A 15567-nucleotide genomic window follows, 5' to 3' on the forward strand; every position below is an offset into this window, starting at 1 on the left:
GACCACCGAGATCTACACTTCTAGCTTCGTCGTCAGCGTCAGATGTTTATAAGATACATATAAAAATTCAGTATATCAACACCCCAAAAAATAGTTATAATTGAGGCCATTGAAATAAATGGTCCAAAAGGTATATAGTCTTTTCTGGATTTCTTACCTGATAAAATCAGAATCACTCCTGCAGCTGAGCCTAGTACAAAAGCTAAAAGCATCATCACCAGAGTGAATTTAAACCCCAGAAACAGTCCACAGAAAAGACAGATTTCCATGTCACCCCATCCCATTCCTCCTCTTGTTGCAATTATAATACTTATAAAAAATATTCCACCTAAAATTCCTCCAAGAATAAAATTCTTTATTTCAAAACCCATATACCAATACAATGCAATAAATATCAGAGCAAAGATAATACCTGCTGCCGTTGTCTTAAAATAAACATCAGTAGTGTCAAAATCTATCATTCCCACTACAATTAAAACACTTATAAATATAGCATATTTTACAAACTCAAGACCTATTCCCAGTTTCGCATAGAGCATCAGATATAGAAGTGCTGCAGCAGATTCTATTACAGGATATCTTACAGATATTTTTACACCACAGTGTCTGCATTTTCCTCCTAGTACAATGTAACTTATAATGGGCATCAGATCAAACCACTTTATTTTAGCACTGCAGTTTGTGCAGTGTGAAGGAGGATATACAACGGACTCGCCCCTTGGTATCCTGTAAATACACACATTTAGGAAACTTCCAATGGCAGCTCCAAAAATAAAGATAAAAGCAGCAAGATAAATATTCATATACACTCTCCAATTTCTATATAATTTATAGTATATACCTTTTTACATTATGAACAAATCTTGCTGCGAATATTCCGATTATGCATATATTATCAAGGATGGCTTTTCTATAATCATCCGAAATATACGGTGGTAAATATTAAACTAAAAGAGGATGCTTTAGCTAGAATAGTATTTCAAGTATTACAAGAGCTCCTCCCGTAATTTTAGAATTTGATAATTTTATACAGCCTCTATGAAGCCTTACAAAGGACTTGGCAATAAAAAGTCCCATTCCATAATGATCTCTTGAGTTTCTGCTGCTGTCACCCCTGTAAAATTGTTCCCCGGCCAGCTGCAGTTCCTCCTTTGAAAATCCCCTTCCACTGTCTTCAACTGAGAAACTTATCCTGTGATCCTTTCTCTCCAGTTTGAAATTAATCTTTCCACCCTCTGGAGAATATTCAACTGCATTTGATATAACATTTAAAAGGGCCCTGTACAGTAAATTTTCATCTCCACGAAAAAATTCCGGTACATTTTCCCCTTTGCTGCTCTCAAATTGAAGATCCCTCCTAGCTGCAAGAGCCTTCCCCTGGCTTTCCACCTTTTCAAAAAATGTTTTCGTGTCTATTTTAACCGGATTAAAATCAATACTGCTTTCCGATTTTATCATATCCATAAGCAGTTCCAGATAATGTTCAATTTCACCGGCGCTTTCAAGAATATGCTGGTTGTATTTCATAGCCTCAGAATCACTGCAGCTCTCTTTCATAAGTTCTGCATTTCCCCTTATAATGGTAAGTGGTGTTTTTATATCATGGGCCAGTGAAGAAATTTGATTTTTTCTTGCACTTTCCATATTCCACTGTTTTTCCAGTGAATCCTTCAATGCCCTTTTCATCTGATCCAAAGAGTTTATAACTCTATCAATTTCATGGATTCTTGAATGCCGGGGACTAAAATCAAGATTCCGCTGTTTTATCCTTTCTGTAATTTTCATCAATATATCCATCTCTTTTGAAAAATATCTTCCAAATCTTGCAGAAAGTAAAAGTACCTCCATTATAAAAATTAAGAATGCAAGAATATATAATAAATTTTCAATATCAGGAAAATATTTCCTAAGAAATAGATTTGTAAACTGCGCTCTCAGCGGATACCTCACAATACAGATTTCATTACTTCTGTAAAAAAACTTGTAATAGCCATTTCTCCCTGAATTCATTTTATTGTTTTTAAAATCCCTCCAGACCTCCTGAAATTCCCCGGCTTTAAAATTTCCATAGAGAACTTTGCCCTGCCTGCTGTAAACACCATACTGGCAGCCTTCAGGCACCAGAGCTTCAGTTACCTTCTCCGCCCTTGCAATTTCATTCCCATTTTGCTGGATTTTCTTTTCAAAATAATTGGCTGGAAATACAATATTTGCTTTCAGCATAAAATCAAATCCAAAGAAGACAAACAGAAAGAGTATAAAAGTACTGAAAATAAAATATATAATATATTCCACAAATAAACTTCTAAAGCTTTTACTATTCTTTAAACCCATTTGTAGCCAATCCCCCAGACTGTCCTTATTGGATTGCAATTAACGCTGCCAAACTTTGCCCTTATGTTTTTTATATGCTCCACTACGGCAGAACTGTCGCTTTTCCCGTCAAATCCAAATACGGACTCATATATCTTCTCCCTGGAAAACACCTGGCCGTGGTTTAGTGCTAAAAATTCACTGATTTCATACTCGCCCTTTGTCAGAGGCACCAGTTTGTCTTTTACATAAACTTCTTTTGCGGACATTTTAAATTTAATTTTTCCCAGGGCAAAACTGTTGTGTTTCTCCCTGTGCTCTCTTCTTAGATAAGCTGCCACACGGGATCTGAGCTCTCCAATTCCAAAAGGCTTTGTAATATAATCATCTCCACCCAGTCCAAGTCCCTTTATAATGTCTTCTTCAGAGGTCTTCGCCGTCAAAAATATAATAGGGCAATCCACCAGATCACGGATCTTCCTGCAGAGGGTAAATCCGTCCATATCCGGCATCATTATATCCAGAAGTATCAGATCGTAATCCTGACATTTTTCCACCGTAAAATTTGAAAAATTGCTGACAGCAGTAACTTCATGTCCTTCCCTGGAAAGTGCAGCTTTTATAATTTCAAGAATACCCTCTTCATCGTCAATTGCCAGTATCCTAGCCATTTTATCACCTCATCTGCTCAATCTCCGTTTCTTCCCTCAAAAGAATGAAAGAAAACCACACTTATTATAATTATAGCAATTGTCATTACAGTGCAGGTATAAATTCCACTTTTAAAATCTTCTATAATATAGGCACTATTTGCAGTATTTGCATTTAAACCAATATAATAATAGGAAAATCTCACTCCAAAGGCACAGGGAATCCACTTCCATATTCCATCTCCAAGGCCTGTGAGCATCAGAGCTGAAATCAGACTTTCCCCGATTCCAAGACCTATGGACGCCCCGCTGCCAAATCTCAGGCTGCAGAGTACATGGAGAAAATATAGGAATACCATGCTTGAAAAAAGCAGTAAAACAATTTTTCCATAAATTGCTGCAGAAATGAGATTATCAACCTTTGAAAACTTCATTCCAGCTGCAAAAACACCTGCTGCAATGGACAGGGAAAATAACTCCAGCAAGAAAAGCATGACTATTTTGCTTAAAAATCCGGCCGTCTTGTACTCTGCCGTCAAAAGCTGCTGAAAATTTCCCGCATCTGCTTCCTGCTCCGCTGCACTACCTGCCACTATTCCTATTATGAGAGGAAACCCTATGGACAATACTTCGAAATATCCTGATATCTTCGAAACTGCATTTACAGTGGAATTTGAATAGTAGGCCACAAATGCCGCCGATATAAAAAATGGTACAAGAACATGAATCCACAAAAGAGAGCTCCTCTTTATTTTCTGGAAATCCGCCCTGACAAGCCTAAATAACTGAACCATCTATTTTGCCTCCTGTCTTTCATACCACTTTGAAGTTGCAAATGCAAGTACTAAAAACAAAACCAGAGAAATTGCAATTCCAGGCAAAATGACACCCTTTGAAAGAAGCTCCGGCCTGAAAGTCTGATTTCCCGGGACAGCCGGCAGACCATTTGGAAGAATCTTTAAAATGGGACACATGAGCCTTGCGGGAATGGCATAAGGTACCATCCAGAGCAAACTCTTCACTGCACACAATATCCCAAGTACCATATAAGCTGCCATATTTATGATAATTGTGGGGAACATACCTATTTTGCTTCCAAGAAAAAGGTAAAGGGGAATCTGCCACAAAAAAGTGAGTACGAGTACTAAAATTCCTTCAAACTGATTTAAAAGAGGCAATTTGAAAATACCTATACCCAGGAGGTTACCGATAACTACAGCACCGGCCAGAATAACAGCTGAAGCTTCCATCATAATAAGTATGCACAAAAATATCTTTGACATCCACACTTTTTTAAGATCCACCGGCAGTGGCATCACTGCCATGTTTTTCATTCTGCAGTCCTGTCTTGCCACAAGGGTGCACAGTATGGATATCATTCCCGGAAGTATCATTACATACCACCAGTTATAGACAGTTTGATGGAAATAAGCTGCAGAAAGGAAAAGGGACACTATTATTGTAAAAACAGGTGCCAGAAAAACAAGTTTTTTTGAAAAACTGTGTTTTATCTTCAAAGCCTCGGACTTAAAATATGCTGTCATGCTATTCGCCCTCCCTTCTGTATTTCCCTGCAACTTCCACAAAGAGTTTTTCCAGATCCTCTCCTGCTTTCATATCTCCCTGATATCCCAAGACTCCACCTGAAATAATTCCTATTTCCCGGGCCACCTGTTCTACTTCACTAAGTATATGACTTGACAGTATAACTGTTATACCCTGCTTTGGAAATGATCTTACAAGCTCTCTTAACTGCTGTATTCCAAAAGGATCAAGTCCGTTGGTGGGCTCGTCCAGAATTAAAAGCTTCGGATGGTTTATAAGGGCCAGAGCTATACCAAGGCGCTGCTTCATACCCATGGAAAACTGATGTGCCCTCTTTTTTCCCGTATTTTCAAGGTCAACCATACCCAGAACTTCGTCAATTCTGCTCTCCGGCAGTCCCAAAACTGTAGTTCTCACCTTGAGATTTTCTCTGGCAGTAAGGTTTCCATAAAGAGGCGGGGACTCAATAAGTGCCCCTATATCCTTTAAATTGCTCCTGCTCCAGGACTTGTTTTCAAATAAGATCTTCCCGCTTGTGGGATGAAGCATACCTGTCAGCATCTTCAGTGTGGTGGATTTTCCCGCCCCATTGGGTCCCAGAAGTCCATAGATGGAATTTTTCTTTATCTTGAGGGATATGTTCTTCACCGCATATTCCCCCTTGAAGGTTTTACAGAGATCACTGGTTTCCAAAATCAAATTATCCATTTCAATCATCCTTTCCTGTACAAAGATGATAACAGACAATTATAAAGATTCTATAAGGTCAGCAGTTGAATTCTTTCTTTTTAAAAATTTTTCTGCCTGCAAAATAAAATGCTGCAAAGTAAACTGCAGAAGTTGCATCTGCCATGAGCAGGGAAATCAAAGATACATTATCCGCTCTCAACTTCTCCATAAGTCCCAGCACACCTATGGGTGAAAAACTGCTTGTAATCGTAAGCCTGTCCGAAACAGTCAGGAATATGGAAAGTACAATGCCGATTGTTATGCTCACATTCTTATTTCTTATAAACATGGACATAAGTCCTATTATAAGGCCGAAAGAAGCCACAGGCACAGCTGCCGACAGATAGATGAACATAATCCTGAAAAAGCCGTGAAAGCTCACTGCAAATACCAGGGAGCTTATAGCAAAACCAAACAGGAAAGTCACTGCCACTACTGAAAATGAATACAAGATCACAGCCAGCACTTTGGCTTTAAAAAGCTGTTCCCTTTCTCCGGATAATCTTATAAAATATTTCATATTTCCACTGAAGAAATCTTCACCGAAAATCTCCACTGAAACCACTACCATAAAAAACACAAAATAGGGTACTACTGTCCTGAATACAAATTCAGTGCTGAACAGCTTTAAAAATATTACACTGTTCACATTCAATATTTCCATTTTAAGCTGCATGCTGTAGTTTCTCGTTTTAGGAACACCGTTTATTATATTCAGTCTTTCAATGTGCATCATGTAACATATGGCCCCAATCATAAACAGCACAAATACCAGCAGTATGCATGTCTTTTGAGAACGCACAATCTTTATTATCTCGTTTTTAAAAAATTTCCAGGTCAACATAAAATCTCCTTTCTTACAAACAGCCTTATATCCATAAAGGCGAAAAAAATTGAATATGCCAGAAACAGTACAATATCGGAGCTGTGATACCTATTATTTAAAACCCACTCCCACAAAAATCTTCTGGGAGTTACATCTCCCAGGACCCTGGGAATAAAGTCGGACATTATAACCAGCAAAAATACCAGGATACATATTATTCCACTGTTTTTAAAGAGTATGCAGATCATGGCATATATGAGAAGCACAGGTACCAGGGCTGCAGTAAATAAAGCTGCTTCCTTCAAAAGCTCCGCTTTCCAGCCATAAACCTGCCCACCATTTCTGCACAAATAGATAGTTGTCAAAACTGCAAAGACAAGCAGTAGCATGCTTTCTGTTATAAAAACAAGTGCCGCCGCCTTTGCTGCAAACACCTCTTTTCTGTTCTTGTAGAGCAGAAAAAATTTCATGCAGCCGCTTCTGTAGTCCTGTGTAAATATATCCGAAACCACCGGTGCCAGAATTATAGGTATAACAAAAATCTGGGTTTCCAAATTGGATTTTAAAAAACCGCAATAAAGCATATCCTTTGGGGAATTATCTTAAAATACAATATTGTCAGCAAGTATAAATAGAAGTATTGCGCCTCCATAAATAAATATTCTGGAAGAGGCAAAAAATTTTACAAGCTCATTTTTTATCATACCCACAGTATCCAACCTCCTCCATAAAATATTCTTCAAGAGAAGTGCTTTTTTTGACAATATCATTTATCTCCACATTTTCTTCTGCCATAACTTTATTTATCAATTTGAAATCCCCCCTGTTTATTTCTATGGAAACTCCACCTTCAATATCATGCATTTCCAGGCAATAGTCCTTTAACACCTTTTTCAATTTTTTCGCTTCACCCGTAAATATGCTGTACCTTTCCCTGTCAGCGTTCAAAAGTTCATCCACGCAGCCCTCTGCCAGAATTGAGCCTTTATTTATGACTGCCACCCTGCTGCACAGATTCTGCACTTCATTTAAAATGTGAGAACAGTATATAAAAGTAACTTTCTCGTCTTTTGAAAGCTTTTCTACCAGGTTCCTCATATCCCTTACACCTTCCGGGTCAAGACCATTGGTGGGTTCATCCAATATAACAATTTCAGGTTTGGATAGAAATGCCCTGGCCACCGCAAGCCTCTGTTTCATACCCATGGAATAATTTGAAACCCTCCTGTCCTTATATTCCTGAAAATGTACCATATTTAGGACTTCCATTATCCTATCCTCTTTCAGATCCAGTACATTGGCATACAATTTCAAATTTCTGAAGGCGGACAGATTATTGTAAAAACTTGGACAATCTATCATTGCACCTATATCCCCCGGGTTCTTATATTTATCTTTGACAATATTTCTTCCTTTAATATAAATTTCCCCGCTGGAAGGACTTACAAGCCCCAGTATGCTTTTTATAGTGGTAGTTTTCCCTGCCCCATTGGGACCTATAAATCCGTATATATCGCCTTTAAATACTTTAATGCTGATATTTTTAAGTACCTGTTTGCTTTTATAGAATTTGTTCAGATTTCTAACTTCCAAAATAGGTTCCATGCTTTTCCCTCCTGATTTAAAAAATAAAACCGGAAACTTTCAAGATATCAATACCCTTGAGCTTCCGGTTTAAATATTAACAGATATCATATTCAATTTTATCTATATTTCCAAATCAGCCGCTGTGGATTCATAAAAGCATACTGATTATTACGGCAATGAATAAAAATTTTACGTTGGTGAAGTTGTATCCTTAATCCATAATTCCTGGATAAATTCACTGTCTTCAGCACTTGTATTCATAAAAACATTATTGTATTTTTTCTCTATTATATTCTTTGCCGTGTAAAGCCCCAGGCCTCTGTCCTCTCCTTTAGTAGAAAAACCTTTCTCCCATATTTTATGAATCACGGGCCTTTCACCTTTGAAATTGTTTTTAAAAACCAAAACCACATAAGACCCTTTGTTGAAGGCACAAAAATACATCCGGGGCGTGTCACATTTCCCTGCGCCTTCAAGGGCATTGTCCATAAGTATTCCAGCTATCCTGCACAAATCCATTATATTCATGTCAGCCCTGGATATGTCCTCCACTATCTCTACTTTCACCTCTATATTTTTTGAAAGTGCCTCTATGAGTTTGGCAGATATAAGGGCTTTCAAAGCTGAAATCCTGATATACCTAAGTTTGTCTATATTCGTACTGCTCCAATTTATATGGTCATCCATATGCATAACATTTTCATAAAAAAATTTCTTAATTCCTTTTGTATCTCCACTGTCTATATACCATTTAAGGGGCAGGAGCATATTTTTATAGTCGTGCTTGAACTTTCTCGTCTGTCCGTACATTTCTTCCACTACAGAGGCATATTCCTCCAGACGATGCCTTTCTTCAGCTTCCCTTTTTAATTCCAGCTGTATGCCTATGCTCTTTTCATAGTTATATATTATGAAAAGTATGAGCACAATTGAAAAGAGAGGTATCACAATGGGTATATACCAGTCTATTACAAAGGAAAAGCCGCCGTAACTTCTGGAATTCACGTAGGGGTATATGAGCCTTATACTCACCATTATGGGTATGCTCAGAGCAAATATCAATCTGAGCCTTGCTCTCCAAAGTGAATCTTTCGTGTATCTGTTTCTGCCCTTAAAAACAGTATTCTTGAGTAGGGATATTAAAAACACACCTGCAAGTACTACTGCATACACCATTGCATAATTTATTATATAGGAACTGCTTTTCCAGTAAAAATAAGCCCCGTTAAGGGCTTTGAGCATGACTTCTATAAAGTATATGGAAAATATAGCCATGAGCACTTTCAAAGTATCCATCATATTTTTACTGTTTTTTAATTCAGCTATTGTCACAGCAATAAACAATGGAAACACTATGACATAGGAGCCTGTTTGAAGTACCATTCCTATTAGATAAGAAGTTAAAAAATGTTTTTTAGCTTTGCGAAAGTTTGTTTTGTATCCAGACAGAATCCATATTGAAATACAGCACAATATACTGACAGGTAATAGGAGGAAGCACAAGCTCCGTGAAAAGTTTACTTAAGTGGAATTCTTTTATAAGCATCCTTTAAGCCCCCTTTTATATCTGAAGGAAACATAACATTTTTCCCCATTTGTCATGATTATCCTGTTTGACTTCATGTCCACTTCAGCAATCTTGTCCCTGTTGACAATATAGGATTTATGGCATCTGTAAAAATTGGAAGTAAGCTTTTTTTGCACATCCTTCAGACTTCCGTAAAATTCAACCTGCCTGTTTTCTTCATGAACCCTTATCCTGTGCGCTGCAGCACTGGTTTCTATAAAAAGGATGTCTTTCAATTTTATATTGATAATCCTGCAGTCTTCATCTATAGAGATATACTTGTCCTTTGAACTCTCCCTATAGTAATCGCCATAAGCTTTAAGCAGGCAGTCTTTCACTCTGTCTGTAAAATTCTCCTCGTCTTTTGCCACATAATCCATGGCCTCCACCTTGTATTTAAACACCATATAGCTCATTTCCATATGAACTGTAGTAAAAATTATAAATCCCCGGGGATCAAAATCTCTTATCTTTTCACCCAATTTTATGCCATTCATGCTGCACTTCAAATCCACATCCAGAAAATAGATACCTGTAATATCCCGCCTTTTTATATATTCAATTACTTCCATGGGATTTTCGGTACACAGGGATATTTTCAAATCAATATTCTCCTTTAATATAATGTCTTCAACAACCTTTTTGAATTTTTCCCTGTAGGCCGCGTTGTCCTCACAAATCAAAACTTGAAGCATAATTTCACATCCTGTTGACTTAGTATTTATTTATATTTTACTACAGCACTAGGTAAATTCAAAAGATACCTGACACATATAGGCATTTTGATTAAATTAATCCTATACTTATGTTGGATAAAATAAAAAAGTGCTTATTAGGAAACAATAAACACTTTATAACTATTAAAATAATTAGTTTGCTCCCTACGCCAGTATTAGCTTAAACAGGTTCAAAGAGTCAGGTTTCAGCCTTCTCAACTAAAATGGTTCCTCTGCAAACACATATATTAAATTTTACATTTTATTTTTTTGTAATAACCTTAAAGGGACATTTGTGTGAAAAAGTAATACTGCAATCTATTTAGAAGATTGATAGCCTTCTTATCCATACCATTTTCCAGTATCCAGGTCATAAGCACAAAAACATTCGCCACATAAAGATTAGCCAATAGATCTAGTGAAACATCTGTAGATTTTTTATGCTGTTGTAAATATAAACGACACTGTGAAAAAAGAATCTTTTCAATTTCTTCTCGCAGATCCCCCCTGGGTACATGAACTTTCAGCAGTGTCTTTATCTCTTCCTTACGATGTGAAAATATTTGGGAAACATCGCCTATAATTTTCTCTACACCGCCGCTCTCCGTTTGTAAAAAACGCAGTTTTGCTTTCTTCTTCACAATATCAACATAGTACTGCACAACTTTTTCCAAAAGATCATATTTGTCTGTGTAGTGGCTGTAAAAAGTAGAACGGCTTGTTAATGAAGCCTCACATATGTTTTTAATTGTAATACTGTCAAAATCTTTTTTCCCCAGTAATTTGATAAAAGCTGCTTGGATATTTTGTTTTGTTTTAAAAATACGCACATCTTCCGCCAATCAATCTCACACCTCTTGTTCGATTTAGTACATTTTTATATGTTTCATTCGATTACGAACATATTATATCATTTTAACAATTGTTTGTCCTTTAAAATAACAATATACTCTAGTTAATGGCCCATAGGTCAAATCAATCAATTAAACGGAGGTATTCTTATGTTCAAAAAATATACAGGCAATGAACAATTTGATCTGCAGATAACTCGTTTTACTTATGATTATGAAAATGATCCCGGGGTAAGGGAGGATTTAAAACAAATAGTTCCCAAATTAAAAGATTTTGACAGCTGGTATGAAAACTGGTCACATCTTGCTGTGAAGCGGGAAAATGAAGGCTTTTACGGCATAGCCTCAAATTATTACAAGGCAGCTGAATTTTACCTGCAGCCCGAAAATCCCAACAAACAGAAAATGTATGAAGGATACCGCAGAAACTTTTACAACTACTATAATGATTTTGATTTCAAAAGCTACAAGGTTCCCTATGAAAACTCCTTTCTTCCAGCTGTAGAGCTGTTCAACCCAAACGCACATAAAACACTGATTATTTTTGGAGGCTATGATTCCTATATGGAAGAAATCATCAAAGAAGCTGTATTTTTAAAAAATACAGACTATAACATAATTGTTTTTGACGGTCCGGGCCAGGGTACGGCTTTAAAAAACGGGCTTAAGTTTATTCCAAGCTGGGAAAAACCGGTTTCGACAGTAATTGATTATTTCAATTTGAAACGTGTCAGTGCAATCGGCATATCCTGGGGAGGTTATTTTGTCATGCGTGCAGCAGCTTTTGAAAAGCGCATAGACAAAGTAATAGCATTTGATATCTTCTATTCCGGACTGGATCCATTGATGAATCGAATGCCCAAAGAAATAGGAAATAAACTCATTAAATTGTTTGAAGCCGGTAAATCCGCTGAATTCAATAATTTCATAAACAAGATGATGCAGGGCAATATTGATCTGACATGGAAAATAAATAAAGGTTACGAAATCACCGGCGAAACTACACCCTTTGATCTGTGCAGAAATTTCAAACGCCACAGCATGAAAGGCATAGGACAATTTATCAACCAGGACGTTCTACTATTGGCCGGTGAAGATGATCAGTATGTGCCAATTTCAAGACTTCCTCAACTTCAGCAGGAACTTTGCAATGCAGGTTCCATTACTACAAAGGTCTTTACCAGGGAAACCGGCGGAGAACAGCATTGTCAGGCTGACAAGATTACTCTTGCCTTTGATGAGATTAAAAAATTTCTGGGCTGAGAAAACTTATTTACAGGAATAAAAATATATATTTTAATATCTGTACGCACAAGCATGTAACAAGTAGAAAGCAGTATCCAATTTATAGGATTACTGCCTTCTATTTTTATATATTATACTTTGGTCAAATCTTTCTCTAAAACAGCTGAAACAATATCAATCTCTCTTTTTTCCCATGTCATTGCCATGTCTGCCGCACCATCCATGATGAAATCCGCCTCCAAAGAAAACATCTCCGTGTTCTCTAAGTTGATGGTATGTATAATAATTTAAAGCTAATTTGTCAAGTACTTCACTATAATTTTTGAAAATTTTTTATACTCATTTACTTCCAAAACCGTTCTTCAAAATGGTTAATGCAATAATTTTATAAAAAATAAAAAAGATGAAGCGCTAAAAACTTCATCTTTTACACGCTCCTGCCGTAAAATCAATTATTACCACTTACTCCAATGTACTCTTTCTTCATTATATCTATCAGCAACAGGTTTCTCTTCTCCGGGATAACCCAGGGATATTACACAAAAAGGCACTATCTGTTCAGGAAGGTTTAACAGCTTAGCAATGCCTTCAACTCTTTCTTTCGCCGGATATACCCCAAGCCATACTGCACCTAATCCAAGAGCCTGTGACATGACAAGTATATTTTCTGCAGCAGCAGAACAATCCTGTATCCAGAAATCTTCGTCAAATTTTTTGAATTTCATATCACCGCAGATGACAATGGCATGACTGGCTTGTTTGAGCATTTGTGAATAGGGATGTACTTTAGTAATACCATCTAATATATTTTTATCGTTTAAAACAATAAACTGCCATGGTTGCTCGTTACCTGCTGAAGGTGCGGACATAGCTGCCTTCAAAATTTTTTCTATTGTTTCCCTAGAAATTGTTTTATCCGTATATTTTCGTATGCTTCTTCTTTCTAAAATAGCATCCATTATACTACCTCCTATTGACTTTTATAGCTGGTCTAACATTATGGATATATAATCCATATGAACTTATCCTTTGAAATATATTAACACCTTCTTTGAGTATAAGTCAATAATCCATATACATGATATGGAGCAATTTAAGATATTAAGGCAGCTGGCACTATCAGCGGGATGATTATCGCAAGTGGACAATTCAGATGAAAATTCCTTTCATCATACTTCAGCATATATATTTTTTTACTAAAATAATAAAGGTTTATTACATAATACACTTATTCATACCCTGTTTTATTTTTGTGATATAATAACTAAAAGATTGTGAGGTGCAAAATATGAAAATACGCCAGGAATATACTTGTCCCCTGGAAATTGTACATGATATTGTAAAAGGTAAATGGAAAACCATCATTGTATTCCAGTTGAAAGACGGTAGTAAAACCTTTTCACAGCTGGAACATGTCATCGAAGGAATATCACAAAAAATGCTATTGCAGCAGCTTAAAGAGCTCCGTGAATTTACAATAATTAATAAAATCAGTGCCCAGGGATATCCATTGCACGTTGAATATTTTTTGACGAAGCGAGGGCGGAAAATGCTGCAGGCTGTAGAAATAATGCAGGAAATCGGTATTGAATATATGCTGGAACAAAAAGGAATATGCTCCTGTAAGGACTTACATACCAAAAAGTAAGTAATTTACTTTTTCACCTCTTAGGTTATAATTTTTATTAATGGAGGTGTTAACTATGAATTTAGGATTAGTCTTGATTGATATACAAAATGATTACTTTCCCAGAGGGAAATTTGAATTATCTCAAGCCTATCAGGCTGGTATAAATGCCAGCAAGGTACTGGCATTTTTCCGTAAAAATGAATTACCAGTATTTCATGTCCAGCACATCAGCAGTGAAAAAGACGCTGCATTCTTTTTGCCAGATACCAAAGGTATGGAAATTCATAAAAGCGTATTTCCCAGTGATGGAGAACTGCGAATAATGAAGCACACTCCGGACAGTTTCTTTCAGACAAACCTGAAAAAAGAGCTTGACAGTCAAAAAGTAGATCATTTAGTAATCTGTGGCATGATGATGCATATGTGTGTAGATACAACCGTAAGATCCGCTAGAAATTTTGGCTACAGTGTTACACTTATTGAAAACGCATGTGCAACAAAAGATTTAATATGGAATAACACCATAATTCCTGCCTCAACAGTACAAGCCACTTTCATGGCAGCGCTAGACAACAGTTTTGCAAATATCATGGATGCTGATGGATGGATAAAGCAGGCTCATTAGGAAAAATAGTAATTAAAGACATAGTTCGAATTTACTCGATTAGCTATCTCAAGAGGAGTATACACCAAAAAATCATGTGACACATTTCCATATATTAAAATATTTAAAGGTGAAAAATGTGTCACATTACTTATTCTTAATTATTAATAGTTACAATATTAACATTACTTATTAAATTTTATTCTAAATCTATCTACATTTATACATTTTTTATATTATTTTCTTTAATGGGATTCTTCGCCCATCCCCATTTTTTAACCACAACAGACGTCAGTATAGGACATAAAATTGCAGTAATTACTGCCGATGCAGCAATAGCTGTAGTAGCAGTGGCCACCTGACCTGAAAGACTTGGTATTGACTGAGCCACAATGGCAGGAACTGCTACGGAACTGCTGGCAGATGAACAATTTGCAACGGCAGCATATCCAGGACGGCGAAGTATAAATTTATCGGCAGGAACCAAAAATATAAATGACAATACAATAACCAATACTCCCAACAAAATACCTGTGAAACCGCCTCTAACTATGTTTACAATATTCAATCCAGTTCCAACTGAAAACCCTAAGAAGGGCAGCGTGAACATAATTCCACTCTTTAAGAAATTTCTTATATCCTCATCAAGATTTCCCAGTATAAAACCTACAACCATTGTTCCAACTGATGCAATTATAGCAATGGGATTAAAGCCGCATCCAGCAACTCCCAATCCAAGCAGTGTAAACAGTGGGCCTACAGTAAGGCCAAGTAATGCCTGTGCACCTAGATCATATTTATCACCAATCTCGGACATAAGCCCAAGGTATATGCCGCAGTTATCACTCGTAACAGCTGCTAGAAGCAGCAAGGGTGTAATTCCAAATATTCCATCGTTTCCAAACATCTTCACTACAATTATAGCTGGAATAAAACCTGCAAGAAATTTTCCAATTGTAAGTACTGCCCCACGTTTTAATGACTCTGCCACACCTTTAAGATTTATCTGGGCACCGACACATAACAAATTACATCCTATAAACGCCAGGGCACCCGTAGAAAAAGTTGCCGTGGTAATTCCGCCAATTTTTATTATCTGAGGAAAACATGTATTTATTATTGCTCCAAGGAATAGAGGGATAATCATCAATCCTCCTGGAACTTTCTCAACAGTTTCTAAAATTTTCATTTACGAGCCTCCCTAATTCTATAATTTTCTTAAAAATTGTGCTAATATTCAAATAATATTTTGACCAGCTTATTTTTAAAAAAATTTTCTTTCATACCAATACATATCATGTCAA

At 36.6% G+C, this 15567-nt stretch carries 18 protein-coding genes and 1 riboswitch; of the genes, 3 read left to right on the top strand and 15 right to left on the bottom strand.

Annotated elements, in window-relative coordinates:
- Positions 1-38: 38 nt before the first annotated feature.
- The 13 genes from J5G60_RS01320 to J5G60_RS01375 all read right to left on the bottom strand — a co-directional run bounded on the left by J5G60_RS01320 (position 39) and on the right by J5G60_RS01375 (position 10775).
- On the bottom strand, positions 39-803 hold the full coding sequence (locus J5G60_RS01320) for a prepilin peptidase (protein ID WP_207876500.1): 765 nt from the start codon (positions 801-803) through the stop codon (positions 39-41).
- Positions 804-966: 163 nt separating this feature from the next.
- Positions 967-2334 carry a sensor histidine kinase gene (locus tag J5G60_RS01325; protein WP_150355494.1) on the bottom strand — a complete coding sequence of 456 codons (1368 nt, stop codon included), beginning with the start codon at positions 2332-2334 and terminating at the stop codon, positions 967-969.
- Positions 2325-2984 (bottom strand): response regulator transcription factor, encoded by a 660-nt coding sequence (locus J5G60_RS01330; protein WP_150355493.1) that lies wholly within the window; start codon positions 2982-2984, stop codon positions 2325-2327. The genes J5G60_RS01325 and J5G60_RS01330 overlap by 10 nt, the downstream gene beginning before the upstream one ends.
- 17 nt (positions 2985-3001) lie before the next feature.
- On the bottom strand, positions 3002-3757 hold the full coding sequence (locus J5G60_RS01335) for a lantibiotic immunity ABC transporter MutG family permease subunit (protein WP_150355492.1): 756 nt from the start codon (positions 3755-3757) through the stop codon (positions 3002-3004).
- Complete coding sequence (locus J5G60_RS01340) at positions 3758-4507, bottom strand: lantibiotic immunity ABC transporter MutE/EpiE family permease subunit (protein WP_150355491.1); 750 nt, start codon at positions 4505-4507, stop codon at positions 3758-3760. It abuts the gene before it with no gap.
- Position 4508: 1 nt separating this feature from the next.
- Positions 4509-5216 (bottom strand): lantibiotic protection ABC transporter ATP-binding protein, encoded by a 708-nt coding sequence (locus J5G60_RS01345; protein ID WP_150355490.1) that lies wholly within the window; start codon positions 5214-5216, stop codon positions 4509-4511.
- A gap of 58 nt (positions 5217-5274) precedes the next feature.
- Positions 5275-6078, bottom strand: coding sequence for an ABC transporter permease subunit (locus J5G60_RS01350; protein ID WP_190972141.1), 804 nt, complete (start codon positions 6076-6078; stop codon positions 5275-5277).
- A complete protein-coding gene (locus J5G60_RS01355; RefSeq protein ID WP_150355488.1) occupies positions 6075-6647 on the bottom strand; it encodes a hypothetical protein in 573 nt (190 codons plus the stop codon). The genes J5G60_RS01350 and J5G60_RS01355 overlap by 4 nt, the downstream gene beginning before the upstream one ends.
- Positions 6648-6753: 106 nt before the next feature.
- Positions 6754-7668 carry an ABC transporter ATP-binding protein gene (locus tag J5G60_RS01360; protein ID WP_150355487.1) on the bottom strand — a complete coding sequence of 305 codons (915 nt, stop codon included), beginning with the start codon at positions 7666-7668 and terminating at the stop codon, positions 6754-6756.
- A 171-nt stretch (positions 7669-7839) separates the two neighbouring features.
- On the bottom strand, positions 7840-9033 hold the full coding sequence (locus J5G60_RS01365) for a sensor histidine kinase (protein ID WP_150355486.1): 1194 nt from the start codon (positions 9031-9033) through the stop codon (positions 7840-7842).
- A 31-nt stretch (positions 9034-9064) separates the two neighbouring features.
- Positions 9065-9196, bottom strand: a complete 132-nt coding sequence (locus J5G60_RS18980; protein WP_268905662.1) for a hypothetical protein — start codon at positions 9194-9196, stop codon at positions 9065-9067.
- Positions 9187-9912, bottom strand: a complete 726-nt coding sequence (locus J5G60_RS01370) for a LytR/AlgR family response regulator transcription factor (RefSeq protein ID WP_150355485.1) — start codon at positions 9910-9912, stop codon at positions 9187-9189. The genes J5G60_RS18980 and J5G60_RS01370 overlap by 10 nt, the downstream gene beginning before the upstream one ends.
- A 166-nt stretch (positions 9913-10078) precedes the next feature.
- A riboswitch (TPP riboswitch) is annotated at positions 10079-10178 on the bottom strand.
- A gap of 36 nt (positions 10179-10214) precedes the next feature.
- The gene (locus tag J5G60_RS01375; protein WP_106010202.1) at positions 10215-10775 is read right to left on the bottom strand and encodes a TetR/AcrR family transcriptional regulator; all 561 of its coding nucleotides are present in this window, start codon (positions 10773-10775) and stop codon (positions 10215-10217) included.
- 159 nt (positions 10776-10934) lie between these two features.
- Here J5G60_RS01375 and J5G60_RS01380 point away from each other — a divergent pair, with 159 nt between their 5' ends.
- Entirely contained in the window at positions 10935-12047 is a 1113-nt protein-coding gene (locus J5G60_RS01380; RefSeq protein ID WP_150355484.1) for an alpha/beta fold hydrolase, read from the top strand.
- Between the two features lie 437 nt (positions 12048-12484).
- On the opposite strand, the gene J5G60_RS01385 is transcribed toward J5G60_RS01380, so the two are convergent.
- A complete protein-coding gene (locus tag J5G60_RS01385; RefSeq protein WP_150355483.1) occupies positions 12485-12988 on the bottom strand; it encodes a nitroreductase family protein in 504 nt (167 codons plus the stop codon).
- A gap of 329 nt (positions 12989-13317) precedes the next feature.
- On the opposite strand from J5G60_RS01385, the gene J5G60_RS01390 reads away from it, so the two are divergent.
- Positions 13318-13677 (top strand): winged helix-turn-helix transcriptional regulator, encoded by a 360-nt coding sequence (locus tag J5G60_RS01390; RefSeq protein ID WP_150355482.1) that lies wholly within the window; start codon positions 13318-13320, stop codon positions 13675-13677.
- A gap of 55 nt (positions 13678-13732) precedes the next feature.
- Complete coding sequence (locus J5G60_RS01395; RefSeq protein ID WP_150355481.1) at positions 13733-14284, top strand: cysteine hydrolase family protein; 552 nt, start codon at positions 13733-13735, stop codon at positions 14282-14284.
- Positions 14285-14483: 199 nt separating this feature from the next.
- On the opposite strand, the gene J5G60_RS01400 is transcribed toward J5G60_RS01395, so the two are convergent.
- Positions 14484-15452, bottom strand: a complete 969-nt coding sequence (locus tag J5G60_RS01400) for a 2-keto-3-deoxygluconate permease (protein ID WP_150355480.1) — start codon at positions 15450-15452, stop codon at positions 14484-14486.
- Positions 15453-15567: the final 115 nt, after the last annotated feature.

Source organism: Clostridium sp. HV4-5-A1G (genome assembly GCF_900184915.1).
Taxonomy (GTDB): domain Bacteria; phylum Bacillota; class Clostridia; order Clostridiales; family Clostridiaceae; genus Clostridium_B; species Clostridium_B aromativorans.

What these genes read in the sequence shown, in the direction of transcription:
- J5G60_RS01320 (WP_207876500.1), bottom strand. Translation starts at nt 803, where the DNA reads ATGAATATTTATCTTGCTGCTTTTATCTTTATTTTTGGAGCTGCCATT.
- J5G60_RS01325 (WP_150355494.1), bottom strand. Translation starts at nt 2,334, where the DNA reads ATGGGTTTAAAGAATAGTAAAAGCTTTAGAAGTTTATTTGTGGAATAT.
- J5G60_RS01330 (WP_150355493.1), bottom strand. Translation starts at nt 2,984, where the DNA reads ATGGCTAGGATACTGGCAATTGACGATGAAGAGGGTATTCTTGAAATT.
- J5G60_RS01335 (WP_150355492.1), bottom strand. Translation starts at nt 3,757, where the DNA reads ATGGTTCAGTTATTTAGGCTTGTCAGGGCGGATTTCCAGAAAATAAAG.
- J5G60_RS01340 (WP_150355491.1), bottom strand. Translation starts at nt 4,507, where the DNA reads ATGACAGCATATTTTAAGTCCGAGGCTTTGAAGATAAAACACAGTTTT.
- J5G60_RS01345 (WP_150355490.1), bottom strand. Translation starts at nt 5,216, where the DNA reads ATGGATAATTTGATTTTGGAAACCAGTGATCTCTGTAAAACCTTCAAG.
- J5G60_RS01355 (WP_150355488.1), bottom strand. Translation starts at nt 6,647, where the DNA reads ATGCTTTATTGCGGTTTTTTAAAATCCAATTTGGAAACCCAGATTTTT.
- J5G60_RS01360 (WP_150355487.1), bottom strand. Translation starts at nt 7,668, where the DNA reads ATGGAACCTATTTTGGAAGTTAGAAATCTGAACAAATTCTATAAAAGC.
- J5G60_RS01365 (WP_150355486.1), bottom strand. Translation starts at nt 9,033, where the DNA reads ATGGTACTTCAAACAGGCTCCTATGTCATAGTGTTTCCATTGTTTATT.
- J5G60_RS18980 (WP_268905662.1), bottom strand. Translation starts at nt 9,196, where the DNA reads ATGCTTATAAAAGAATTCCACTTAAGTAAACTTTTCACGGAGCTTGTG.
- J5G60_RS01370 (WP_150355485.1), bottom strand. Translation starts at nt 9,912, where the DNA reads ATGCTTCAAGTTTTGATTTGTGAGGACAACGCGGCCTACAGGGAAAAA.
- J5G60_RS01380 (WP_150355484.1), top strand. Translation starts at nt 10,935, where the DNA reads ATGTTCAAAAAATATACAGGCAATGAACAATTTGATCTGCAGATAACT.
- J5G60_RS01385 (WP_150355483.1), bottom strand. Translation starts at nt 12,988, where the DNA reads ATGGATGCTATTTTAGAAAGAAGAAGCATACGAAAATATACGGATAAA.
- J5G60_RS01390 (WP_150355482.1), top strand. Translation starts at nt 13,318, where the DNA reads ATGAAAATACGCCAGGAATATACTTGTCCCCTGGAAATTGTACATGAT.
- J5G60_RS01395 (WP_150355481.1), top strand. Translation starts at nt 13,733, where the DNA reads ATGAATTTAGGATTAGTCTTGATTGATATACAAAATGATTACTTTCCC.
- J5G60_RS01400 (WP_150355480.1), bottom strand. Translation starts at nt 15,452, where the DNA reads ATGAAAATTTTAGAAACTGTTGAGAAAGTTCCAGGAGGATTGATGATT.